Below are 23,182 nucleotides of genomic sequence, written 5' to 3'. Positions count from 1 at the left end.
TCCGCAGGATTCACGGCGGTCCTGGCCACCGGACGTTTCAGTCAGGCAAGCGGAGCGCCGACTTCTTGCGCGGCAAGGCGCAGCCGCGCAAAGTCGATCGCCGCTTCGAGCATCGTCTGCCCGGACAGATCCGCTGCTCGAGCCAGTTCGGTCACCCGCGGACCGATCTCGTCGACAGCGCGAGCGGTCTGGTCGTCGCTCCATCCGGCACGAATCGCGTGAACCCGGATGACGCCGCCTGCGTTGGCCACGAAATCGGGAACGTACAGCACACCAAGATCCTTGAGCAGCCAAGCGCACTCGAGAGCATCGAGAGTATCGTTGGCGCCACCGGCGATGACACGTGTCCGCAGCGTGTCGACGTTGGCCGCGGTCACCGCACGTGCCGTGGCACACGGCGCATAGACGTCGCATTTCGTCGAGAATGCGTCATCGGGATCGACGATGTGCGCGCCAACTCGTTCGGCGACTGCCCGGGCGCGCGCGGAGTCGACATCAGCGATCGACACGATGGCGCCGGCGTCGCGCAGCAACCGCGCCAGCGCCGATCCGACGTGTCCGACTCCCTGGACAAGCACACGCACGTCGTCGAGGGTCGCGGCGCCGAACTCGTACGCGACCCCCGCCCCAATCGCGTTGAAGACGCCGCGAGCGGTCCAGGGAGACGGGTCCTCAGAAGCTGCGGAGACGTCCACTCCCACAGAGGCCATGATGCTCAGGTCGTCGGGCACAGTCCCCATGTCGACGCCTGGGATATAGACGCCCTGGAGCTTGCTGACGTACTCGCCGAAACGCCGCATCATTCGCTCGCGGCCATGTGGAGGCTGACCGAGCTCCATGATGACGGACTTCGCGCCGCCGTAGGGCACGCCGGCGACCGCGTTCTTCCAAGTCATCGCGGACGCGAGGCGCTGGGCTTCGACGGTCGCGGCCTCCAGCGAAGCGTACGGACGGTATCGAACGCCGCCGAGTCCAGGCCCGAGCACAGTGTTGTCGATCGCAACAACCGCTTGGAGGCCGGCCTCAAGATCGACACAAGTGATGATCTGCTCGCTGGCGGCCAGGTCGAGCTCGCGTGCAGCTGCCATTGTCACGTCCTTGGGGGCTGTTGGTGAGGCTACGCCATCCGGCGCACATCCGTAAGGATTGTAGCCAAACGATCGGGCATTTGTAAACGACCAGAGCATCTTGACTGTCAAGTGCCAGTGTGTTTTGGTTTGGCCAAGCCGATTGACAGGGCAGCGCCCGAACCGGGAGGAACCATGAACGACGCGGCCACACACTTCGCCAGTAGCCAGGGCGGCACGCCGGCTGATGTAGGCAAGTACGTCGACCGCACCGCGATCGAGGCGGCCGAGATCCTGCCGGGCCTTCGATTCCAACCGGTCATCGGTACCAACGCGCTACTCAACTTCGTCTCGTACGAGCCTCACTCGGAGGCGCCGTTACACACGCACGAGGAGGAGCAGATCGTCCTCGTGCTCGAAGGTGAGCTGCACTTCCACGTCAACGGCCATGACCGCGTACTTCGCCCCGGGGATGTCGTCGTCGTCCCGCCGTGGGTACCGCACGGTGCGCACACTCTCGATGTGCCGTGCCTGCAGGTCGACTTCTTCACGCCTGCACGCGAGACCCTTCGCCGACAGGCGATCGCGGCCATCCCAGGATCGTCGGTCCAGTGCAGCTAGCGCTTCAGGGCCGGTCTGCGTTCGTCACTGGCGGAACCAAGGGAATCGGATTGGCGAGTGCGCGAGCGCTGGCTGCCGAAGGTGCCGCCGTGACGATCTGCGCTCGGACGGAAGCTGACGTCTCACGAGCGGTCGACGAACTGCAGCGGCTCAGCAGCGATACCAGGGTCCACGGAGTGACATGCGATGTCACCGATGCCGACGCTGTCGAAGGCGCGATCGCGGCGGCGGTCGACGTTCATGCAGGCCTCGACATCGTGGTCAACAATGCCGGCGGCGCAACTCCCGGCTCGTTCGAGCAACTGACGAACACGGCATGGCAGCGAGACGTCGAAATCAAGTTGTTCTCCCAGGTGAATGTCGTACGGGCCGCGTTGCCGGCGCTGCGGCGATCCAGCGCCCCGAGAATCATCAACATCGGCGCGGTGTACGCGACCTCCCCCGACGCCTCGTTCTTCGCCAGCTCGGTCACGCGGGCCGCATGCCACAACCTGACCAAGGTCCTGGCCCAAGAGCTCGGTCCGAGTGGCATTCTCGTCAACTCGGTGAATGTTGGGCTCATCGACACGCCACAATGGGACTCGCTCTGGCAAGCCAAGGCACCCGAGACGCCGCGTGAAGAATTCGTGAAAAGTCTGGCGCGAGATTCCATCCCCCTGGGCCGGTTCGGTAAGGCCGGCGAGGTTGCCGGAGTGGTCGCGTTCCTCGCCGGCGACCGCGCGTCGTACATCACCGGCGCGGCGATCGACGTCGCCGGCGGAATGGGCGCTTAGACCCTTGAGAACCGTACGGACGCACGTAAGGTTGCGGAACTACAGAGCAGGCGCGAAGGCAGGTGGCAGATGGCAGAGCATGATCGTCAATCGGTCGACACCGAGCGGGATCTCTCCGAGTTCGTGATCCATGAGTCCAAGCAGGCGGATCTGGATTCGATCGACCTGAGACTCCTGGACCTGCTGTCGAGAGACGCCCGGGCAAGTCAGCGCAGAATCGCGCGCGAGCTCGGTATCTCGCCACCCACAGTCGGCGAGCGAATCGCGCGGCTGGAACGGGACGGCGTGATCCGCGGCTATCGCGCGGAGGTCGACTGGGGGGCACTCGGCTTCCCAATGCAGGCATTCGCCTCGATCGTTGCGGCGTCACGGCAAGCCCACGTACTTCGGGCGTTGTACGAGATTCGCGAGGTGGAGCAGGTTTCAGTCGTCACCGGGTCAATGGATCTTCTCGCGCGACTGCGAGTTCGAGACTCGACGCATTTACGGCGCGTGCTCCTGGAGTCGATCTGGGAGATTCCGGGCGTGACCAGGGTAGAGACGCTCATCAGCCTGGCCGAGACCGCACACAAGGACCTGCTGCCGGGGTTGCTCGGCATTCTTCAAGGTGAAGAAGGCAACCCCAAACGGGCGACATGACAACCAAGATGGGTGTACTTCATGCAGACGACGATCTTCCGCAACGCGGCGATCCTTGATCCGGTCGAGGGTCGACTCGTCCCAGACCAGACCGTGGTCGTCGAGGGTGATCGGATCATCGACATTGGCTCCTCCCAGCCGACGCCAGGTCGCAGCGCACGCCTGATCGACCTGGCCGGGATGACTCTGATGCCTGGGCTGATCGACTGCCACACGCACCCCGCCGTCGTCGACATGGACGTCACGGGCATGGCCGAGTGGTCGCCGGCGTACGTGGCGGCACGCGCAGCGCGCGCACTCAGCGGGATGCTGCAGCGCGGCTTCACCACGATTCGCGACGTCGGCGGAGGCGATCTCGGTCTGGCACGCGCCGTCGACGAAGGGTACTTCCCTGGGCCACGGATCTTCTACGGGGGCAAGCAGCTCACGCAGACCGGTGGAGCGGGCGACTGGCGTTCGCCATCCAGGCAGGTGTACGACACCAGCTACTACGCACCGGCAATCGGCGTGATCTGTGACGGCGTCAGTGAGGTACGGCGCGCCGTACGCGAGGAAGTGCGCCGCGGTGCGCACCACATCAAGGCCTATCTCAGCGGTGCCGTCGATTCACCGTCCGACCGAGTCGACTCGACCCAGTTCTCCCTCGAGGAACTGCGGGCGATGGTCGAGGAAGCTACCGCAGCGAACATCTACGTCGCCGGGCACGCATACACGTCTCGGGCCATCAACCGTGGCCTCGAGTGCGGGGTCAGAACCATCGAGCACGGCAACCTCATGGACGAGTCCAGCATTCCGCTGTTTCACCAGTACCAAGCGTTCTACGTCCCCACGATCGTCACCTACCACGCACTGGCGCGCGCAGGGCAGCAGGGCCACCTGCACGGGCACGTCGGCGCGAAACTCCTTGATGTGCTCGACCACGCCACCGGCGCGCTCGAACTGGCGCATCGCTCCGGTCTTCGCATCGCCTATGGCACGGACTTGTTCGCCGACCTGCACGACCGACAGCTGGAAGAGTTCGTCCTCCGCTCCGAGGTTCAGCCCGCCGACGCGATCATCCGCTCGGCGACGACCGTCGGCGCCGAGCTACTGGGGATGACCGGGAAGCTAGGCACTGTGTCAGCCGGCGCGTACGCAGACCTCCTGGTGATCGACGGCGATCCGCTCGCGGACATTCGCACGCTCACGACCCCCGAGACGAACCTGAAGCTGATCATGAAGCAGGGACTCATCTTCAAGAACGACCTCTGATCGCGCCCACGTCAGAGAGTAGTCGGAGTCTCACGCTGCAGGGCCGATCACGCACGCGCCTCGAGCCAGGGTTCGCACAGCCATTCACAGCGGCACTAAATGAAAGGTCATTGCCATTCAGGCAGCTCATTCGTAAGAGGATCACCCTATTCTCTTGTCAAATGGACAAGATCAGCGCATACTCACTTGCCACTGGTTCCCGAACTGCTGCGCAGGGCGGAACGATCGACTGGAGGAGATCGTCTTGGTGGGATACGTCGCCAAGCGCTTGGCAGCACTCGCGCTGCTGCTGTTCGGCGTCTCGATCGCCGTCTTCGCAATCGTCCGGCTGATTCCAGGCGACCCGGTACGGGTCATCCTGGGCACCAACGGCGGAGACGCGGAAACCGTCGACCGGCTGACCCGTCAGTTCGGCCTTGACCAACCGCTTGCCACGCAGTACGTCAAGTGGATCGGCCACGTTGTCACGGGCGACTTCGGATACTCCTACGGCCAGCAACGCCCAGTGTCAGACCTCATCAGCCAGAACCTGTGGCCCACGGTGCAACTCGCGCTCGCCGGCCTGCTGCTGGCGATCGTGTTCGGGCTGGTCATCGGTGTCTCGGCCGCGCTTAGGCGAGGTTCCCTGTACGACACCGCGATCATGTCGACCGCGGTGACGTTCCTGTCCATTCCCAGCTTCTGGCTCGGGCTCCTCCTGCTGCTCGTGTTCGCCGTCCAGATCCCGCTCTTCCCTGTCGCGGGCGGCGCAGGACTCTCAGGTTTGGTGCTTCCGGCCATCACTCTCGGGCTCGGTGAGATCGGATTCGCCAGCCGGTTCATCCGATCGAGCGTGATCGAGGCCGGCCGGCACCTGCACGTGGTGACGGCACGTGCCAAGGGTCTCGCCGGCGCACGAGTCCTTCAGCGGCATGTCATCCGCAATTCGCTGCTACCTGTGATCACTGTCCTGGGACTCCAGTTCGGCAGCCTGTTGTCGGGAGCGGTCCTCGTGGAGATCGTCTTCTCCCGACCTGGACTGGGACGGCTGCTGGTCGACGCCATCCTGGCCAAGGACTACCCGACCGTCCAGGCGTGCGTGCTGCTGATCGCAGTCATCTACTCGGTGGTCAACCTCCTTGTAGACCTGCTCTACCCGGTGCTGGATCCACGAATCGGAGTGCGGTGATGACGACAGAACGTCAACTAGCGGAAACCGGTCCAGGCCCGCTGGCCGTCTTCGAACGGGACGCGGGCGCACCTGCCACACCGAGTTCGCGCGGGGCAAAGGTTCGCGCGGCAATGCGGCATCACAGTCTGAAGATCGGTGTCGCGTTCCTACTCCTCATTCTCTGCGTGACGTTCATCGGCCCGTTGTTCTCATCCGTCGACCCGAACAAGGTGGATCCGTCCCAGACGTTCCTCGCGCCGTCCGCACAGCACTGGTTCGGCACTGACTCCTTCGGCCGCGACATGTTCGCCCGCGTCCTCGAGGGCGGCCGAGTCACGGTACTCGCCGGTGCCGCCGTTGTCGTCCTGGGCGGTGCTGCCGGAACATTGCTCGGTCTGATCGCCGGCTACTACCGTGGCGCCGTCGGATTCCTGATCATGAGGCTCACGGATCTGCTCCTGGCCTTCCCCGGGATCCTGCTCGCGCTCGCGGCTGGTGCTGTTCTGGGGCCCGGCCTCCGCAATGGCGTCCTAGCGGTCGCAGTCGTTGTAGTGCCCATCTACGTCCGGGTCGTCGAGGGCGCCACTCGCGAGATCCGCAAACGTCCTTATGTCGACGCCGCCGTCACCACAGGCGCCGGTTCCGTGCGCATCATCCTGCGCCATGTCTTGCCGAACGTACGATCGGGACTACTCGTTCTGACGACTACGTGGCTCGGATACGCGGCGCTCTGGATCGCCGCTCTCGGCTTCATCGGAATGGGCGTTCAGCCGCCCACCCCGGAGTGGGGCGCACTGCTGTCCGACGGCCGGAACTACGTCACCCTCGCGTGGTGGATCGGCACCATTCCCGGCATTTTCCTTGCGCTGTTCGTCATTGCGGTGAATCTCATCGGCGACGGTCTGCGCGACGAGCTCGATCCCGCGCTCGCGCGTCGATGAATCGCTGCCACGATCCACTCATCAACCCTTCACGGCTAGAAACACTGGAGGCGAAGTGTCCACCAGACTCAGGCAAGCCCTGCTACCGGGTCTCGCAATCACCGTGGCCACGTCACTGGCCGCCTGTTCGTCGTCTGATCAAGGCGCCGCTGAGAACGGCGACCAGTCTCTGACCATCGGATGGGCGCAGAACCCCACCACGCTCAACCCTGCCACCAACAGTCAGGACTCGGCCAGAGCCATCATGGCGGGGGTATTCGATTCGCTGGTGTGGCTGGGCCCTGACGCGAAGGTGATGCCCAGCCTCGCGAAGTCCTGGACGATTGCGCCGGATGGCAAGAGCTACACCTTCACCCTGCGCGACGACGTCAACTTCCACGACGGCACCAAGTTCGACGCCGCCGCAGTTGTCGCGAATATCGACTACATCACCAACAAAAGCACCCAGTCGACGCTCGCCATCAACGGGCTCGGAGCGTGCAAGAAGGCCACTGCGGTGTCGACGTACGTCGTTCGGTTCTCGTGCGACAAGCCGTATGCGCCCTTGCTGAGGCAGCTCGGCCTGCCGGATCTTGGCATCCAGTCGCCGGCGGCGATCAAGAAGTACGGCGCGGATCTCGGTGATCACCTGGTCGGCACCGGGCCATTCAAGTTCGTCAGCTTCGCCCCCAACGACAGCGTCGTGCTCGAACGCAACCCGGACTACCAATGGGCGCCCAACGGTGCTGGACAGAGCGGTCCGGCCAAGCTCACCAAGGTCACGTTCAAGATCATCTCGGACGACCAAGCTCGGATCAACGCTCTGCAGAGCGGTCAGGTGCAGCTGATCGACAAGGTTCCGGGTACGTACTTCAACAACCTCAAGGCAAAGTTCGCGCAGGTGACGCTGCCGACCGCGGGTATGGGACAGTTCGCCGTCTTGAACACAGAGCGCTTCCCGACCAACGACCTCGCCGTTCGGCAGGCGATCCTCTATTCGGTCGACCGGACCGCAGTCGTCAAGCTCGCGGACGCAGGCGCCTTCCCAACGAGCAGCGGCCCCATCCAAAAAGGAACCGCTGGGTACGACGCCTCGCTCGAGAAATCCTACCCCTACGACCCGGACAAGGCCGCACAGCTGTTGACCTCGGCCGGGTGGGCCAAGAACGGCAACACCTGGGAGAAGGACGGCAAGAACCTCTCCGTCAGTATCGCCGCGTTCGCCGACGCCGCCCTGTACGTACGGTTGGCCGAGGCGATTCAGGCCAACCTGCAGCAGAACGGCTTCGAGGTTTCGCTGAACCGGCTTGGCCGGGCCGCGTACCTGGACGGCGGTGCGAAGGGGTTGTACAACATCGTCCCGACCTCGACCGCGGGCGTCGACCCTGACATCCTCTCGCTCTGGTTCCTGCCGGACGCGCTGTTCAACTGGTCGAAGTACCGCACGCCGGGCCTGGCGCAACTGCTCGACAAAGCGCGCGAAACCAGCGACGCGAACGGGCGGCCGGCCCTCTACAGCCAGGCCCAGAAGATCATCATGGACCAGGCCCTGCTGCTGCCCGAACGGCCCGACTCCAATCTGGTGCTGATGAACAAGAGCGTCAAAGGCGTGTCGAACGCCGGCGGCGGCTCGCTGTTCTACTACGCGACTTCCGTCGGCTGACGGAAGCGAGGAGGTTCACGACCTATGGTCACGGTGATCAAGGCCGGGCGTCTGATCGACGGCACCGGCGGTCCGCCGGTCGACGACGTGGCGGTCGTTGTCGAGGATTCGATCATCCGGGAAGTCCGCACCGGCAGGGCGGACTTCCCGGCCCCACCCGGGGCGATCGAAATCGACTACCCGGACGGCACCGTCCTGCCAGGACTCATTGATGCCCATGTGCATCTCAACCTGCCTGGCGACGGCACGCCGTTCGAGACATCGGTCCGCGAGGACGATTGTGTCCTGGCCGTCGCGTCGGCACATGCCGCCCGGACAGCGCTCGAGGCCGGTATCACCACCGTGAGGGACACCGGCTCCCGTGGAACGACGGCCTTCGGCCTGCGTCGAGCTGTCGAGCTCGGCGCAGGCCGGTCACCACGCCTCCTGCTCAGCGGTGCTCCCGTCACCATCACCGGCGGCCACACCTGGCCTATGGGCGGCGAGGCGGACGGCGTCGACGGGGTACGCCGACGCGTGCGTGAGCTGTGCAAGCTCGGTGCCGACTGGATCAAGGTGATCGGTTCTGGTGGCGGAACTCTCGGCACGATCCTGCACAGACCCGCGTTCACCCGTGAGGAACTGGCAGCGATCATCGACGAGGCGCATCGACTCGAGCGCCGGGTCACCGTACACACGGTCTGTGCGGATGCCCTCGAGGACGCGATCGACTGTGGGACCGACCAGATCGAACATGCACTGTTCCTCGTCGACAGCCGCAACCAGGAGTACTCACCACGCGTTGCCGAGAAGCTGGCTGTGTCCGGGATCCCGGTGACCTCGACGATGGTCGTCGGGTACGACGTGATGCGGCGTATCGATGCCAAAGCCAATCCCAGTCAGGCGGAACGCGAACTGCGTGACACCTGGGATCAGATGCTGACGGACACGCTGTCGCAATTCAGGGCGCTTCGCGGAGCCGGGGTGCGGTTCGTGTCCGGCACCGATGCCGGCTGGCGTTTCACCGGGTTCGACGCGCTACCGGACGAGCTCTGGCTGATGACCGAGGCCGGGATGACGCCGATTGAGGCAATCCACGCTGCGACCGGTGCTGCAGCTGACGTTCTCGGGATCGGAGGCATCACCGGACGGATCCAGGCCGGCTTGGCCGCGGACCTGATCGTTGTCCCTGGTGACCCGACGGTCGACGTGCGCGCCCTGCGGGATGTCGCGGTTGTGGTCCACGCCGGCGAAGTGTGCAAAGGCGGTACCCGCTCATGACCAGCCAAGAGACCGAGTCGGGCGTTCTCCTCGATGTCACTGACCTGCACACCCACTTCGCGACCTCACAGGGCGTCGTCAAGGCGGTCGATGGAGTCAGCTTCGAACTCGCCGCCGGCGAGAGCCTTGGGATCGTCGGTGAATCGGGATCCGGCAAGAGCATCACGGCGATGTCGGTGATGCGACTCATCGAACCCCCGGGATTCATCGAGTCCGGCCGCGTGGTCTTCAAAGGAACTGACCTGACGGCGGCCTCGGAGACGGAACTACGCCGTGTCCGAGGCAGCGGCATCGGACTGGTGCTGCAGGATCCGATGACGGCACTGAACCCGGTGTACCGGGTCGGCGACCAGATCGTCGAGTCGCTGCAGGCGCATCGCGCGCTGACCAAAGCGGAGGCCCGCGAGCGAGCTGTGCGTCTGCTCGGTCGGCTGGGCATCCCCGCACCGGAGCAGCGATTCCGGGAGTTCCCGCACCGCCTCAGTGGTGGCATGCGGCAACGAATCGTCATCGCGATGGCAATGATCAACGAGCCGGACCTGATGATCCTTGACGAACCAACGACGGCACTGGACATGACAGTCCAGGCGCAGATCCTCGACCTTGTCGCCGATCTGCAGAACCGGATGCACACGGCTCTGCTCCTGATCACCCACGACATCGGGGTGGTCAGTCAGATCTGCGATCGAGTGATGGTGATGTACGGCGGCCGGGTGATGGAACAGGGCCGCCAGGATCAGATCATCGATGACCCACGGCACCCGTACACGATCGGTCTGCTCGAATCGGCGCCCACACGGGCCATGAAGGGTCAACGGCTTCGAGCGATCCGTGGTTCCGTGCCGAGCCCGCTCGCCATGCCACCCGGATGTCCATTCGCCACCAGATGCCCGAAGGCGATGGACATCTGCTCATCGCAGCCGCCCCTGACGACACTGCCGGACGGACGCCAGGTTTCCTGCTGGCTCTACGAGAGGTGAACCCGTGACCGAGCCGCTGTTGGTCCTCGACGACCTGCAGAAGCACTTCGTCGTCAAGCGAAACGTGGCTCGGGGTGAGCCGACGTCGGTGAAGGCCGTCGACGGTGTCTCGCTCGAGATCCGCAAAGGCGAGACGCTCGGCCTGGTCGGTGAATCAGGCTGTGGCAAGACCACCGTCGGGCGCACGATCATTCGGCTCGAGGAGCCGACGGCCGGCCGCATACTGTTCGAGGGCCAGGATCTCGCGAGGCTCCGCGGCCGCGCTCTGAAGCGGATGAGGCCAGACATCCAGATGGTGTTCCAGGACCCACTCGCCTCCCTGGACCCGCGAATGCGCGTGGGTGACATCGTGGCCGAGGGCCTCGTCGTACATCGTGCGGGTTCACGCTCGGAGCGTGAAGAGCGCGTGGCCGACATGCTCGAGAAGGTGGGACTTCGGAAGGATCACCTGCGGCGGTATCCGCACGAGTTCAGCGGTGGCCAGCGTCAGCGCATCGGCATCGCGCGCGCCCTGATCACACAACCGAAGTTCGTGATCGCGGACGAGGCGGTCTCCGCGCTGGACGTCTCCGTGCAGGCGCAGGTCCTGAACCTGCTGGCCGATCTGCAAGACGAGTTCGACCTCACCTACCTCTTCATCGCCCACGACCTCGCGGTCGTCGAGCACGCCAGCGACCGCGTCGGAGTGATGTACCTGGGCAAACTGGTCGAGCTCGCGACAGCCGACGCCCTCTACGCCGAGCCCCTCATGCCGTACACCCAAGCACTGCTCTCCGCCATTCCGGGCAAGGACGGCCGGGCGGCGCGAGAACGGATCGTTCTGTCCGGTGAAGTCCCAAGCCCCCTCGCTCCCCCGTCGGGATGCCGCTTCCGCACCCGCTGCTGGCTGGCCCAGGACATCTGCGTAACCGAGACTCCACAGCTGAGAGAGCTCCGCCCCGGCCACTGGGCCGCCTGCCACTTCGCCGGCGAAGGCTGACCGTCCCCAGTCGCAGCTACGGCGAGAAACCTGATCTCCCGCCGATCACCCAAACAAGGTGCAGATGATGCCGCACCGTCGTGCCCCGCCCTACGAACGGAAACCCCCAGAGGCAGCTCGCCGAGATCGCGAACCACCCGCGCTCGGCGAGTACACCAACGTGCACAGCAAGTGGGCCACGGTTCGGCCGACATGGCGCATCTACCGCAACGGGCTCGAATGGAGATCATCGCTCGCCAGTCGCCACTCCGCGCCTACTTGCATCGCGTTCGACAACCAGGTCCGTCTCTCGAGGGCACCTTGGCGCCGGAAGGGTGGGGCCCACCAGTCGATCACCACGCCCTCGATCGGCCTGGAACAGCCAGGGTGCGTCGCTTGGGAACCCGCGTTCGCGCAAGATCTGGAATGGACCTTCCTGCACGCCATGTCACAGGTCGGGATCGACGGCGGCACCTCGGCGTACTTCCGGCTGTCAACCCGCCCCGTTGACCCAGCACTCGCAGCACTGCCTGAAAACCCGGACCTGCTCGAACGCCGACGGCGACAAGCAATCGCCGGCGGCTACCGGCTCACCCAGCACGATCCGGCGACCGAACAAGTCACGCTGGTGGGAGCAGGCGCCATCATGCCCGAAGTCCTCACAGCCGCCGAGGTCTTGCACGGACAAAGGATCGTCGCAGGCGTAGTCTGCCTGACCAGCGCGGACCTGGTGTTCCGGTCCCTTCAGCAACGAGGCCGACGCGACGCCGGCACGAGTAGGAATACCTCAGCGGGCTGTTCCCGAACCAGCACCCAGGTCCCCTGGTGACCGTCCTCGACGGCCACCCCCACACCCTCTCATTCCTCGCTGCCGCCCGCGGCGACAAAATCCGCTGCCCTGGCGTCACCGAATTCGGCCAGTCCTCAAGCCTGACCGACGCCTACGCCCTACACCACCTCGACCCGGCAGCATGGTCAACGCCGCCCTCCAACTCCTCGGACGGTGAACGACCTGTACGCGCACAGCAGCGTCGCCCCGGGGTTGTTCAAGCACCGAATGGCGGACTCAGGGAAGGTTCCGAGTCCGCCGTTCAGTGCCTGCTGCTCAGCAGGGCCTGCCTGACAGGTCTCAGTGCTGGACCGCCTTCTCGGCGCCGGCGCCGGTCAGCGAGCGGACCTCCATCTCGGCGAACTTGTCGACGTTCGTCTGCTCCTTGCTGGTGACCGTGCCGAGCCAGCCGAGCAGGAACGCCAGCGGGATCGAGACGATGCCGGGGTTGTCCAGCGGGAACCAGTGGAAGTCGATGCCGGTGTCGGTGATCATCGACAGGCTCTGGCCGGTCTTCTTGTCCACCTTGCCGGAGACGACCGGGCTGAACGCGATCAGGATGATCGCCGAGCCCAGACCGCCGTAGATGCTCCACAGCGCGCCTCGGGTGTTGAACCGCCGCCAGAACAGCGAGTACAGGATGGTCGGCAGGTTCGCGCTGGCCGCGACCGCGAACGCCAGCGCCACCAGGAAGGCGATGTTCTGCCCGTTGGCGAAGATGCCGCCGATGATCGCGACCGCGCCGATCACCAGTGCGGTGATCCGGGCGACCCGGACCTCGCCGTCCGCGTTGACCTGGCCCTTCTTGATCACCTGGCCGTAGACGTCGTGGGCGAACGACGTACTCGCGGTAATGGTCAGGCCGGCCACGACGGCCAGGATGGTGGCGAAGGCGACCGCGGAGATGACGCCCAGCAGCAGCTCGCCGCCGAGTTCGAAGGCCAGCAGGGGCGCGGCCGAGTTCGCCTTGCCCGGGGCGGCTCGGATCGCGTCCGGGCCGACGAGTGCGGCGGCGCCGTACCCGAGGACCAGGGTGAACAGGTAGAAGATGCCGATGATCCAGATCGCCCAGCTGACGCTGCGGCGGGCTTCCTTGGAGTTCGGCACGGTGTAGAAGCGCATCAGGACGTGCGGCAGACCCGCCGTACCGAGGACCAGGGCGAGGGCCAGTGAGATGAAGTCCAGCTTGCTGATGCCGGTCGCGCCGTACTGCAGGCCCGGGTTGAGCAGCTTCTCGCCGGCCGCCGGGCTCTTGTCGACAGCGGCGCCGAGCAGGCCGGACAGGTTGAAGGCGTACTTCGCCAGCACCCACAACGTCATGATGCCGGCGCCGATCACCAGCAGGACGGCCTTGATGATCTGCACCCAGGTGGTGCCCTTCATCCCGCCGACCAGCACGTAGGTGATCATGATCAGGCCGACCACCGCGATCACCAGGCTCTGCCCGGCCCGGCCGTCGATGCCCAGCAGCAGGGCGACCAGACCCCCGGCGCCTGCCATCTGCGCCAGCAGGTAGAAGAAGCAGACGCCGAGGGTCGAGATCGCGGCCGCCATCCGGACCGGCCGCTGCTTGAGCCGGAACGACAATACGTCGGCCATCGTGAAGCGGCCGGTGTTCCGGAGCAGCTCGGCGACCAGCAGCAAGGCGACCAGCCATGCCACCAGGAAGCCGATCGAGTAGAGGAAGCCGTCGTACCCGTTCAGGGCGATCGCACCCGCGATCCCGAGGAAGGACGCGGCGGACAGGTAGTCGCCGGCGATCGCGATACCGTTCTGCGGGCCGGTGAAGGACCGGCCGCCGGCGTAGAAGTCGGCCGCGGTCCGGTTGTTCCGGGACGCCTTGATCACGATCGCCAGCGTGGCGATCACGAACAGCGCGAAGATCGCGATGTTGACGGTCGGGTTGCCGATGTCAGTTGCCAGCGGCAACAACAGGGGGGCGCTCACTGGTCGACTCCCTCGATCTGGTGGCGAAGCTTCTCGGCATCGGGGTCGATCCGCTTGTCGGCCCAGCGGACGTAGATCATCGTGATGGCGAAGGTCGACACGAACTGGCCGAGCCCGAACAGCAGCGCGACGTTGATGTTGCCGCCGATCCGCGTCGACATGAAGCCGGGCGCGTAGGCGGCGAGCAGCACGTACAGGAAGTACCAGACCAGGAACAGGCCGGTCATCGGGAACACGAAGCGCCGGAACCGGCGACGCAGGCCGGAGAAGTCAGGCGACACCTGGACCTCCCGGTACGTCGTCGCGAATCCCCCGTCGCCGACACTGCGCGCGTCGCTCATGGGCGTCTCCGATCCATTTGGGCACCATAGCGGCGCATGGGTTGGTGAGCCCACCTTCCACTGGTTGACGGTTGTGTGGAAGATCCGCCGCGGGGCCAGGCGTCGAGCGGCTCGCACCGGTCGTTTGGCGGCGCGATGCCTCGGGACGAACGGTCGCGCTCGCACGACAAGCGGTACGAGTTGCTGCTCAACAAACTCGCGAGTGCCGGATGGCGTCCAACCGTTCAGCTCCGCAGCGAATTGGATCGAAGCAGCAGATCACGCAGCTCGCGGGTGTGCCGACGGCTCACCCGAAGCCAGTCGTCTCCAAGACGCACCAGGCACTGCGCCGGCTCGACGCTGACCTCCTCCACGTACGCGAGTGCGATCAGCGTGCTGCGGTGGATTCGGGCGAATCCTGCCCCGCGCCAGCGATCCTCCAGTACGGACAGGGGGACCCGAATCAAGTGCGATCCTGAGGCCGTGTGCAACCGCGCATAGTCGCCTTGGGCAACGACAAAGCGCACCGACGACAACTGAACAAACCGGATAGCGCGACCGACCTCGATAGCGATCACCTCGTCCTCGGCATCGCGGGCGTCTCCTGAGCCACAAGCGACCCGGCGAACAGCCTCCGCAAGTCGCGCCTCTCGCACCGGCTTCATCACGTAGTCGGTGACGTGCAGGTCGAACGCCGCCGCAGCGTGCTGCTCGTACGCGGTGACGAAGACCACCTGCGGTGCGGTCGCGAACTTGGACAGCAGCCGGGCCAGGTCCATCCCGTCGAGTCCGGGCATCTTGATGTCGCAGAACATCACGTCGATATTGCCGGCCTGCAAGATCTTCAGCGCGTCCGCTCCATCCGACGCCGTCTGGATCGTACCGATCCTCTCGTCCCGGGAGAGGAGGTGCACCAACTCGGCAAGCGCCGGCTGCTCGTCATCCACGACAAGCGCACGCAGAAGTCCAGGTGGCGGGGGCATCGCCAGCAGCCTACGACAATCTCGTATTCTCAGCGGACGACTGCTGCAGCGTCGACACTTTCCCGGATCGAGCAAGAACTTGCGCACGTTGTCATCCAGATAGCGCTTCGCCACGCAATGACATTGATGACCCTTTGCAGCCTCCTCATCGGGGATGACATCGTTGCCAAATACAACGAATGAAGACAAGCCGTCCTGCAGAGTGACATATCTCGCATGACTGTCTTCTTCACGTACTTCTGCGACTGAATTAGCTTCGGTCCGAAGGAAGTTGCGGACGACCTGAAGAAATACGGCGGCCCGCTGTCTGGACACGGTGAAGCAGATCGAGTCTCAGCTGCAGCAGCGTAACTACGAAGGGTTCCTGCGCTGATGAGAATGTTGCTGATGGGTCCGCCCGGGGCGGGCAAGGGCACGCAGGCAAAGGTGCTTGCGGAACGCCTGAAGATCCCGGCCGTGTCCACCGGCGACATCTTCCGTGCGAACGTCAAGGACGAGACGCCGCTCGGGCTCGAGGCGAAGCGCTACATGGACGCCGGTGACTACGTCCCGGACGAGGTCACCAACGCGATGGTGCGGGACCGGCTGTCCGAGGCGGACGCCGGTGACGGCTTCCTCCTGGACGGCTACCCGCGCACCCTGGCCCAGGTGGGCACGCTGGACGACATCCTGGCCGAGCACGGCCACAAGCTGGACGCGGTGGTGGCGCTGATCGCCGACACCGAGGTGCTGGTGGAGCGGATGACGAAGCGGGCCCGGACCGAGGGCCGGTCGGACGACTCCGAAGAGGTCATCCGGCACCGGCAGGACGTCTACACCGCCGAGACCAAGCCGCTGCTGCGCGTCTACGCGCAGCGCGGCCTGCTGGTCGAGGTGGACGGGGTCGGCGAGATCGACGAGGTCAGCGAGCGCGTGCTCGCGGCGCTGATGACCGTCACCAAGTAGCTGTCCCGTCGCGGTGCACTGCATTCGTCGGGATGCCGAATCAGCGCCGAGCGCCCACGAGGGTCGGTGAGTCAGCGTTCTCGATGAGGAGCCGTGGCTGTCCACCGTCCACTGCGGCGACCCAGACGTCGGCCGACGCGCCGTCGCCACCAGACCTGGGGACGCCGTACATCACGTGCTGGTTGTCGAGCCAGGCCACCTGGTCGTCGACGCTGCGCGTCTCGCCAAGTGGTGTCTCGATGCCGGTCCTCAGGTCGAAGACATGGAAGCGCCAGGCTCGGTCTGACGTCGGACTCACCCGCTTCTTGTAGACGACCCGACGGCCGTCCGGGGACAGCGATGGGCACTCGGCGTTGTCCTTCAGCGCGGTCAACGTGCGCTTCTCGATATCGCCTTGGACCAGGTAGGTCCGGCCGTCCGAAGCCACCGTCGCGAAGAACACGTCTCCTTCGGTACCGAAGCTGACTCCCCAGACATTTCTGTCGGCGCTGTCGTCACGCTCTCCGTTGAGCATGAAAGCGAATTCCTCCAGATTTCCTACCCGCTCCCCTCCCTGGCGGAAGATGGTCGTTTCGGTCGAGAAACCCAATGAAATGTAGTTGTGCCCACTGACGAAGGTTGTCGTTGCGAAGTACTCACCGTCGGGAGAGACGCGGGCCCGGCTTGGGACACCGTTGAGGGTATGGTCGCCGACCTCGTTGAGGGCCTTGTCCAGTTCGGCGATCTCGTACGGCTGGGCCGGTGAGTCGCCGCTGCGCAGGCATACGGCCCGATCACCTGCCGCGGCGACACGCAGGCACCGCGGCTGTGCGAACTGCCGGCCAGCAGCGAGGTCGTCGGGTTCGGCGTAGGCGATTCGGTCCCGGTCCGGCCCCGGCTGCAGGGAACGGAAGACGATGTGTTCTCGGCCGAACAGATCTGCCGCAGCTCCGCCGGCGCCGGTGCTGCTGCCGTTGTGACGAAAGACCGAGGAAAGCACGGTGGCGGCAGCCACCACGACCAGCGACACGGCGATCAGGACGGCTAGGCGGTTTCGATGCGGGCCGGGCGACGTCGAAGCAACCTGGCCGGCAGAAGGGGTTGCCGGCTGAGTGGAGGTGTCAGGCATATCAGACCTCATTTCCTCGGCGGAGCAGGGCCGGTGCCGCCAGGCTCAGAGCGACCACCAGTCCGGCAGTGAATGACAAGAGCGCGAAGCGGGGTGTGGTGGCGGCCCACAAGGCCCCGAACCCAAGCGCAGCGATGCTACGACCGACGGCGACACATGTCTGAAGTGCGGAGATGGCGGTGGCCCTCCACTCAGCAGGAACGAGGGTCGAAGCCGCGGCAGGCAAGACACCGTCAGTCGTAGCGTAATACAGGCCAAGCAGAACCAGCGCAACTCCGGCACCCAGCATCCCATCGGCGACGGCCGCGACCACATAGGCGCCTACGATGCCCGCGTGGCCGCAGACGAACATGGTGCGCCGACCGCCCCGGTCGGCCAACCGCCCGAACGGGACCGCACCGACCAAGTACACAAGGCTGGTGGCCAGGAAAAGCAGTGGGAACATGGACGAGGACACCGCGCCTCGCTCGAGCAGTGCGAGGTAGATGAACGCATCGCTGATCGTCATCGCCGAGAGCAGTCCGGCCGCAATCAGCATTCGCCGGAACCCGGGCTGCCGCATTACCAGCCTGGCCGCATCGGACAGAGTGACCCGCGCCGGATGAGCCTCACTCCTGCCCTCACGGACCCTGCTCACCAGCAGCACGACCCCCAGCCCTGCCACGCAGGCCGAGACCACGAAGACCATATCGAAGTCCCCCGGCGCCAACATCAGCAAATAGAACGCTACTACCGGCCCCAGCAACGCGCCCAGCGTGTCCAGTGCCCGATGAACCCCGAACGCACGGCCGAGGGCGTCCGGCGCAGAACAGCCCGCGATAAGCGCATCGCGCGGGCCGGTGCGGAGCCCCTTCCCGACCCGATCCATCGCCAGCGCCGCGGACACCGTCGCAAGACCGGTTGCCGGTAGCAACAACAACTTGCCTAACCCACCCAGCGCGTAGCCCGCCGCGGCCACCGCCTTCGGCCGACGCAGGCGATCAGCGAGGTACCCGCCCGCCAGCCGCGTCGCCGCGGTACCAGCTTGATAGACACTGTCGAGCACACCGAAGGCAAGCGGAGACAGACCCAACGCTGTCGTGATGAACAGCGGCAGCACGGCGGTGATCATCTCGGTCGAGATATCGGTGAGAAGGCTGACGAGGCCGAGAACAACGACGGTTCGTGGGACTCGGCCGGTCGCCGACCGCGACCTGACCGGGTTGTTGTGGATGCTGATGTACACCGGGAACACCTCCGGAGCCGGACATGGTCAGGTCAGCTGAGGTCCGGCCCCGGGGACGGTCAGCGTCCCCGGGGCCGCTCCGATCAGCCGGCGCCGGGCAGTCGCTTCCCCGACGTGAACATGTTGAGGACGTTCTCGGTGATCCTGGTCATGTCGTTGTCGTAGTTGTTGTGGAAGAAGCTCCCGGTCCAGACCATCGACGCGGTGGAGAAGACCGCGCCGCCGTTCGGGTAGTGGACCAGGGTCACGTCGCCGCGCACCATCGGGTTGGTGTCGCCGCCTTCGAACAGCGACGAGGTGTTGATCTCCTCGACGACATGCATGTACTGCTTCCCGAACGGCTGAGAGGTACCAAGTACGACCGCGTTCGCCGGCGTGCCGAGCGCGTAGTCGACGCGGTCCACTTCCTCGCCCATCGGGCCGCCCGGTGACTGCAGGCTGGGCAGGTCGCCACCGATGCCCTTTGTAGCTGTGACACCGTCGAACACCCAAGCGCCGGCCGGCGAGTGGCTCGCCACACTACGGTCAAATGGCACGTTGTACCGCGCGCTTCCAGTCGGGTGCCCGAATCCCTGTGCGCTGAAGCCGACGCCGACCAACTCCTGCGGCGGCCGGCCACGGAACCGCCACAGACCGCCGTACTCGCCTGTGGTGCTGTGGTAGTACTCGCCGGGAGCCGCCTGCCACGCCTCGGTGCCATCATGCCGACGCAGCTCGGTGTAGGTCGCCGTACGGTTCAGGGACGTGACCCAGTAGAAGCCGTTGCCTCCCATGTACATCAGCCGGCCCCCGTCGTCGAGCCAGGCCTTGAACGCGTCCATCTCCCCGGTGGAGATGTACTCCGGGTGAGTTCCGGTGATGACGGTTTGGTAGTTGTCGAGCAGCGCACGGCCCTCCCGGTCCAGGTCGTGGTCGGTGATGTAGTCGACGTCGTACCCCTTGCTGTCCAACCAATGGAAGATGTGCGTGTCCGCCTCGAACTGCCACGGCCTCCCTTCACCCTTGCGGCCGGTCGTCATCGACCGGTAGTTCTCGATCGGCCGCAGTGCAGACGAGTAGACGTATCCGCTGCCGTCAGCGTGGTCGGAGTACTGGCTCATCGTCCCGCCGGTCGTGCCGTACGCTAGATAGCTCAGAGTCGGCACCAGCATCGCAATCTTCGCCGACGGCTTCTTCGGCCGGACGACGAAAGTCACGTGGTACACCTTGTCCCCTGGCGCCTCCAACCGCGCGGCGTACACCCCGCTGCGGGCATTCTCAGGGACGGTGAAGGTGAAGCTCGGCCGCCAGCGAGCGTCGAGCATGTCGTCCTCGTGGAAGTAGGTCGCGCCCCACTGCGCGGGGTCTTCGTTGTAGTTCATCGTCTTGCGGTCCCAGTCGTGGCTCGTCAGCGCCCGGACCGGCCCGTTCACGGCGCGGCCGTCCAACCGGTGCCTGCCGGCGTCGACCACCCGGTCGGTCGACACCTGCTGGGAGAAGTCCCAGTTCGCGACCGGCCGCGCGGACTGCCGACCTGCGCCGATGGCTGCCAGCTCCGCCGGACGCAGTGCCCGGTCGTAGACAGCCGGTGACTCGATCTTCCCGTTGTAGAACCCAGCCGGTTGCGTATCCCCGGCCCGGTTCCAGTACGCCGCCATGAGCAACGGCTTGGCCGGTACGTCGACCCGGCCGCCGGACACCTGCTTGGTCACGGTCGCCGCCGAGTCGTCCGGCAACGTCGAAACTGGCTTCTGCACGACGGTCACCTTGCGCGTCGCCGCGTCGTAGGTCGCGGCGACGAAGTACCAGCCAGAGTTGTTCACGTGCATCGGCCGTACGGCCTTGTTGAAGTACATCTCAGGACCGCCCAACGCCGGTGCCCACGGCTTGAGCTTCACTCCGGTGGAGACCGTCTCGACACCTCTGCCGGAACCGACTCGCAAGGCAAGGCTGCCCTGCTCGTCGATGAACAGCCCATAGCCGCGGCGTTCGGACTCAGACCATTTGGTGACCAGTCCCTGCAAGCGTGGCGTCCCGACCGGGGTACGTCGCAACGCCGTCCGGTTGAACGGCGAGCCGGGGATCGTCGTCGGCGCGATCCAGGCCGTAATGCTGAAACTGCCGGACGGGCGCAGCCGGCGGTCGTCCGGCACGGCGACGTACGAACCGAGCGGGAGCCGCTGGTCCATGCCCTGGTAGGTCCGGTTCACCGGTGTGTCGACGACCTGCTCGACGATCCCGGGACCGATGGGATCGGCATCGCCATGGCTGACCCGGACGATCTTCGAACTGAAGCTGGATGCCTTGGTGCTGACCATGATCCGTACCGACTCGCCGGGACGGACGCTCATGCGGTCCGCGTAGCCGCTGATACCGAGAGCGTCGAGACGCTCCTGCGGCGGGACCGGGTCGTTCGGCAACGGCTCGTCGGGAATGTAGCTCGTGGTACCGGGGTTGTCGTTGCCGGCACCACCGTAGGAGGCGCTGGGGATGCCGATTACCAGGGCTGAGACAACCACGGTGGCGACGGTGGCTCTCGTTATCCTCATGTCTTATCAGGCCCTTCTGGCGGAGGGTGGAATGGGCGGACGCCTGATCGAAGGAACAGCGCGCGCAAAGGCGCTGTGACATTGACGGACGCGGTACCGGGTGAGCCCGCGAATGATGCCAAGGGACGTTAGGGTGCGCCCTGCTTGGCAGCCAACTGACCGCACGATCAGCGTAAGAACTTGGCTCATTGTTACGGCAGGATTTGACCGGCTACAACGTCAGGCCGATAATTCCGCGATGGGCGGCTGGCTTACGCGTGGAGTGGCTGAGACGTCGCGCTCAACGGTCGAATCCGGCCGGTGAACGGTCACACCATCTGGTCGAATCGTCGAACGGGGCCGTCACCCAGCCGGTTCGGCAGGCATCGCGCCGGGCGCGTCGGCCAGCCTCGCCTGCCGAAGTGCATCCCTGTAGTACAAAGCAAAATCGGATGGCGCTCGGTGTTCATGACACCGAGCGCCGCGCAAACCTCGGCACGCTCCGACACCTGCAGACTCTTGGTCGCTACTGATCCGCCGGCTCCTGAGAAGGCCAGATGTAGGTGGCCGGCATCCGGTTGGCCAGGCTTGGGAGCTTGCCTCTGATGGAGTCCTGGCGAGCAAGGTCGAGATCAGCCGCGATGAAGCATTCCCCGTCGGATGCCCGCGCGAGTACATCCCCCCACGGGTCGACGATCAGCGAGCCGCCGAAGCTCTCGTTGCCAGGGCGATGGCGGCCGACCTGATCGGCGGCGACCACGAACGTCTGATTCTCGATCGCACGCGCCCTGCACAGGATGTCCCAGTGCGCCTGCCCGGTGATGCTCGTGAACGCTGCCGGCACCAGCAGCACCCGAGCGCCGCGCACAGCCAAGATCCGGTAGAGCTCGGGGAAGCGCAAGTCGTAGCAGATGCTCATTCCCAGCGGAACGCCGTCGCCGGTCTCCGTGAGTACGATCTCGCCGCCTGGCTCCTGAGCATCCGATTCCCGGTACTCGGTCCCGCTCACTGCCACGTCGAACAGGTGGATCTTCCGGTACACAGCCATGACAGCACCACTTGGGCCGACGTGGATCGATGTGTTGCTGAGCTTCTGGCGTCCTTCGCGCCGCTCGGCGATCGAGCCCAGCACGAGATCGATGCCGAGTTCTCGCGCGGTGGCGCGCGCCCAGCCGATCGTGGGCCCTTGCTCGAGCTTCTCAGCACCTCGTCGGACCTCGTCGTCCGTTCCGAGCACGTTGAACTTCTCGGGCAGCACCACGAGCTGCGCCCCGTCCGAGACCGCAGCCCGAGTGAGGCGATCCGCGGTCCGGAGATTTCGCGCCTTGTCCTCAGTCGAATTCAGCTGCACCGCTGCGGCTCGCACGTCCTCTCCCCTCGTCGTAATAGCGCCTCCAGATCGACAGCGCCTGCGCCGCTGTGACGACGTCGTGGCGTGCCTTCTGGATCAAGATCGATGCCTCATGCAGTTCGCGATCGCGCCCCATCACACAGTCCTCGACGAGCACGTTGTAGTAGTCGTGATAACTGGCGTCCCGATACGTCGCCTCGACGCACCCCGGCGTCTGCTCGCCGATAACCACGACTGTCTTGACACCGCAAGCACGAAGCAGTACGTCCAGGTTCGTACCGGTGAACGCGCTCGAACGATGCTTTGTGACGACGAGTTCTCCCTCGTACGGCTCGCAACCCTCCACGAATTCGGCCCCCCAGGTGCCTTCGACCGCCCAGTCGGTACTGTCGACGGTCAGCCCCCTGAAGCGCATCCAGGGGGCTGAATCGCTTTCGCCATTGGGCAGATTGACGAGCCGGACGTGCACGATCCGCACCCCGAGCTCCCGGGCAGCATCCATGAAGTCTGCACAAACCGGCGCCAAGCCGGCCATCGCGGACACGTCCGCGCCACGTTTGGCCATCGCGCCGTCCGTCGAGATGAAGTCGTTCTGGAGATCGATCGCAAGAACGGCGCAGCCGTCCGGTTGCAAAACTTCTTCGATGGTCTCGCAGACTGCCTTTCCATGTATCGTCCGCATCGG

Annotated in this window: 21 protein-coding genes; 12 read left to right on the top strand and 9 right to left on the bottom strand. The window is 65.3% G+C overall.

What is annotated here, in order from left to right; genetic code table 11:
* Positions 1-41: 41 nt before the first annotated feature.
* Positions 42-1,088, bottom strand: coding sequence for a Glu/Leu/Phe/Val dehydrogenase dimerization domain-containing protein (locus ACIBL3_RS42255; RefSeq protein WP_396359635.1), 1,047 nt, complete (start codon positions 1,086-1,088; stop codon positions 42-44).
* Positions 1,089-1,262: 174 nt separating this feature from the next.
* On the opposite strand from ACIBL3_RS42255, the gene ACIBL3_RS42250 reads away from it, so the two are divergent.
* The 11 genes from ACIBL3_RS42250 to ACIBL3_RS42200 all read left to right on the top strand — a co-directional run bounded on the left by ACIBL3_RS42250 (position 1,263) and on the right by ACIBL3_RS42200 (position 12,111).
* Positions 1,263-1,688, top strand: a complete 426-nt coding sequence (locus ACIBL3_RS42250) for a cupin domain-containing protein (protein ID WP_396359634.1) — start codon at positions 1,263-1,265, stop codon at positions 1,686-1,688.
* Positions 1,595-2,461: an SDR family oxidoreductase gene (locus ACIBL3_RS42245; RefSeq protein WP_396359651.1), complete on the top strand. Its 867-nt coding sequence runs from the start codon at positions 1,595-1,597 to the stop codon at positions 2,459-2,461. The genes ACIBL3_RS42250 and ACIBL3_RS42245 overlap by 94 nt, the downstream gene beginning before the upstream one ends.
* A 69-nt stretch (positions 2,462-2,530) precedes the next feature.
* The gene (locus tag ACIBL3_RS42240; protein ID WP_396359633.1) at positions 2,531-3,100 is read left to right on the top strand and encodes an Lrp/AsnC family transcriptional regulator; all 570 of its coding nucleotides are present in this window, start codon (positions 2,531-2,533) and stop codon (positions 3,098-3,100) included.
* 21 nt (positions 3,101-3,121) lie between these two features.
* Positions 3,122-4,351: an amidohydrolase family protein gene (locus tag ACIBL3_RS42235; RefSeq protein ID WP_396359632.1), complete on the top strand. Its 1,230-nt coding sequence runs from the start codon at positions 3,122-3,124 to the stop codon at positions 4,349-4,351.
* 247 nt (positions 4,352-4,598) lie between these two features.
* Positions 4,599-5,519, top strand: coding sequence for an ABC transporter permease (locus ACIBL3_RS42230; RefSeq protein WP_396359650.1), 921 nt, complete (start codon positions 4,599-4,601; stop codon positions 5,517-5,519).
* A gap of 113 nt (positions 5,520-5,632) precedes the next feature.
* Complete coding sequence (locus ACIBL3_RS42225) at positions 5,633-6,442, top strand: ABC transporter permease (protein WP_396359631.1); 810 nt, start codon at positions 5,633-5,635, stop codon at positions 6,440-6,442.
* Between the two features lie 268 nt (positions 6,443-6,710).
* Positions 6,711-8,084, top strand: coding sequence for an ABC transporter substrate-binding protein (locus ACIBL3_RS42220; protein WP_396359630.1), 1,374 nt, complete (start codon positions 6,711-6,713; stop codon positions 8,082-8,084).
* A gap of 24 nt (positions 8,085-8,108) precedes the next feature.
* Positions 8,109-9,344, top strand: coding sequence for an amidohydrolase family protein (locus tag ACIBL3_RS42215; RefSeq protein ID WP_396359629.1), 1,236 nt, complete (start codon positions 8,109-8,111; stop codon positions 9,342-9,344).
* Complete coding sequence (locus tag ACIBL3_RS42210; protein ID WP_396359628.1) at positions 9,341-10,324, top strand: ABC transporter ATP-binding protein; 984 nt, start codon at positions 9,341-9,343, stop codon at positions 10,322-10,324. Before ACIBL3_RS42215 ends, ACIBL3_RS42210 begins: the two co-directional genes overlap by 4 nt.
* A 4-nt stretch (positions 10,325-10,328) precedes the next feature.
* Positions 10,329-11,303, top strand: a complete 975-nt coding sequence (locus tag ACIBL3_RS42205) for an ABC transporter ATP-binding protein (protein WP_396359627.1) — start codon at positions 10,329-10,331, stop codon at positions 11,301-11,303.
* 424 nt (positions 11,304-11,727) lie between these two features.
* Positions 11,728-12,111 carry a transketolase-like TK C-terminal-containing protein gene (locus tag ACIBL3_RS42200; RefSeq protein ID WP_396359626.1) on the top strand — a complete coding sequence of 128 codons (384 nt, stop codon included), beginning with the start codon at positions 11,728-11,730 and terminating at the stop codon, positions 12,109-12,111.
* Positions 12,112-12,411: 300 nt separating this feature from the next.
* Here the strand turns inward: ACIBL3_RS42200 and ACIBL3_RS42195 are convergent, their stop codons facing one another.
* The 3 genes from ACIBL3_RS42195 to ACIBL3_RS42185 form a co-directional block, all read right to left on the bottom strand.
* Positions 12,412-14,058 (bottom strand): cation acetate symporter, encoded by a 1,647-nt coding sequence (locus ACIBL3_RS42195; protein ID WP_396359625.1) that lies wholly within the window; start codon positions 14,056-14,058, stop codon positions 12,412-12,414.
* A complete protein-coding gene (locus tag ACIBL3_RS42190; RefSeq protein ID WP_396359624.1) occupies positions 14,055-14,399 on the bottom strand; it encodes a DUF485 domain-containing protein in 345 nt (114 codons plus the stop codon). Before ACIBL3_RS42190 ends, ACIBL3_RS42195 begins: the two co-directional genes overlap by 4 nt.
* 224 nt (positions 14,400-14,623) lie before the next feature.
* Positions 14,624-15,361: a LytR/AlgR family response regulator transcription factor gene (locus ACIBL3_RS42185; protein ID WP_396359649.1), complete on the bottom strand. Its 738-nt coding sequence runs from the start codon at positions 15,359-15,361 to the stop codon at positions 14,624-14,626.
* A 372-nt stretch (positions 15,362-15,733) separates the two neighbouring features.
* On the opposite strand from ACIBL3_RS42185, the gene ACIBL3_RS42180 reads away from it, so the two are divergent.
* Positions 15,734-16,306 carry an adenylate kinase gene (locus tag ACIBL3_RS42180; RefSeq protein WP_396359623.1) on the top strand — a complete coding sequence of 191 codons (573 nt, stop codon included), beginning with the start codon at positions 15,734-15,736 and terminating at the stop codon, positions 16,304-16,306.
* Between the two features lie 40 nt (positions 16,307-16,346).
* Here ACIBL3_RS42180 and ACIBL3_RS42175 read toward each other — a convergent pair whose 3' ends face one another.
* The 5 genes from ACIBL3_RS42175 to ACIBL3_RS42155 all read right to left on the bottom strand — a co-directional run bounded on the left by ACIBL3_RS42175 (position 16,347) and on the right by ACIBL3_RS42155 (position 23,179).
* On the bottom strand, positions 16,347-17,315 hold the full coding sequence (locus ACIBL3_RS42175; RefSeq protein ID WP_396359622.1) for a TolB family protein: 969 nt from the start codon (positions 17,313-17,315) through the stop codon (positions 16,347-16,349).
* Between the two features lie 100 nt (positions 17,316-17,415).
* Positions 17,416-18,639 carry an MFS transporter gene (locus tag ACIBL3_RS42170; protein ID WP_396359621.1) on the bottom strand — a complete coding sequence of 408 codons (1,224 nt, stop codon included), beginning with the start codon at positions 18,637-18,639 and terminating at the stop codon, positions 17,416-17,418.
* A gap of 83 nt (positions 18,640-18,722) precedes the next feature.
* Positions 18,723-21,137 carry a N,N-dimethylformamidase beta subunit family domain-containing protein gene (locus ACIBL3_RS42165; RefSeq protein ID WP_396359620.1) on the bottom strand — a complete coding sequence of 805 codons (2,415 nt, stop codon included), beginning with the start codon at positions 21,135-21,137 and terminating at the stop codon, positions 18,723-18,725.
* Between the two features lie 535 nt (positions 21,138-21,672).
* Complete coding sequence (locus ACIBL3_RS42160) at positions 21,673-22,497, bottom strand: carbon-nitrogen hydrolase family protein (RefSeq protein ID WP_396359648.1); 825 nt, start codon at positions 22,495-22,497, stop codon at positions 21,673-21,675.
* Positions 22,478-23,179, bottom strand: a complete 702-nt coding sequence (locus ACIBL3_RS42155; RefSeq protein WP_396359619.1) for a cysteine hydrolase family protein — start codon at positions 23,177-23,179, stop codon at positions 22,478-22,480. The genes ACIBL3_RS42160 and ACIBL3_RS42155 overlap by 20 nt, the downstream gene beginning before the upstream one ends.
* Positions 23,180-23,182: the final 3 nt, after the last annotated feature.

The organism is Kribbella sp. NPDC050124 (assembly GCF_044460355.1).
Taxonomy (GTDB): domain Bacteria; phylum Actinomycetota; class Actinomycetes; order Propionibacteriales; family Kribbellaceae; genus Kribbella.
This window is presented reverse-complemented; position numbering and strand designations above follow the sequence as displayed.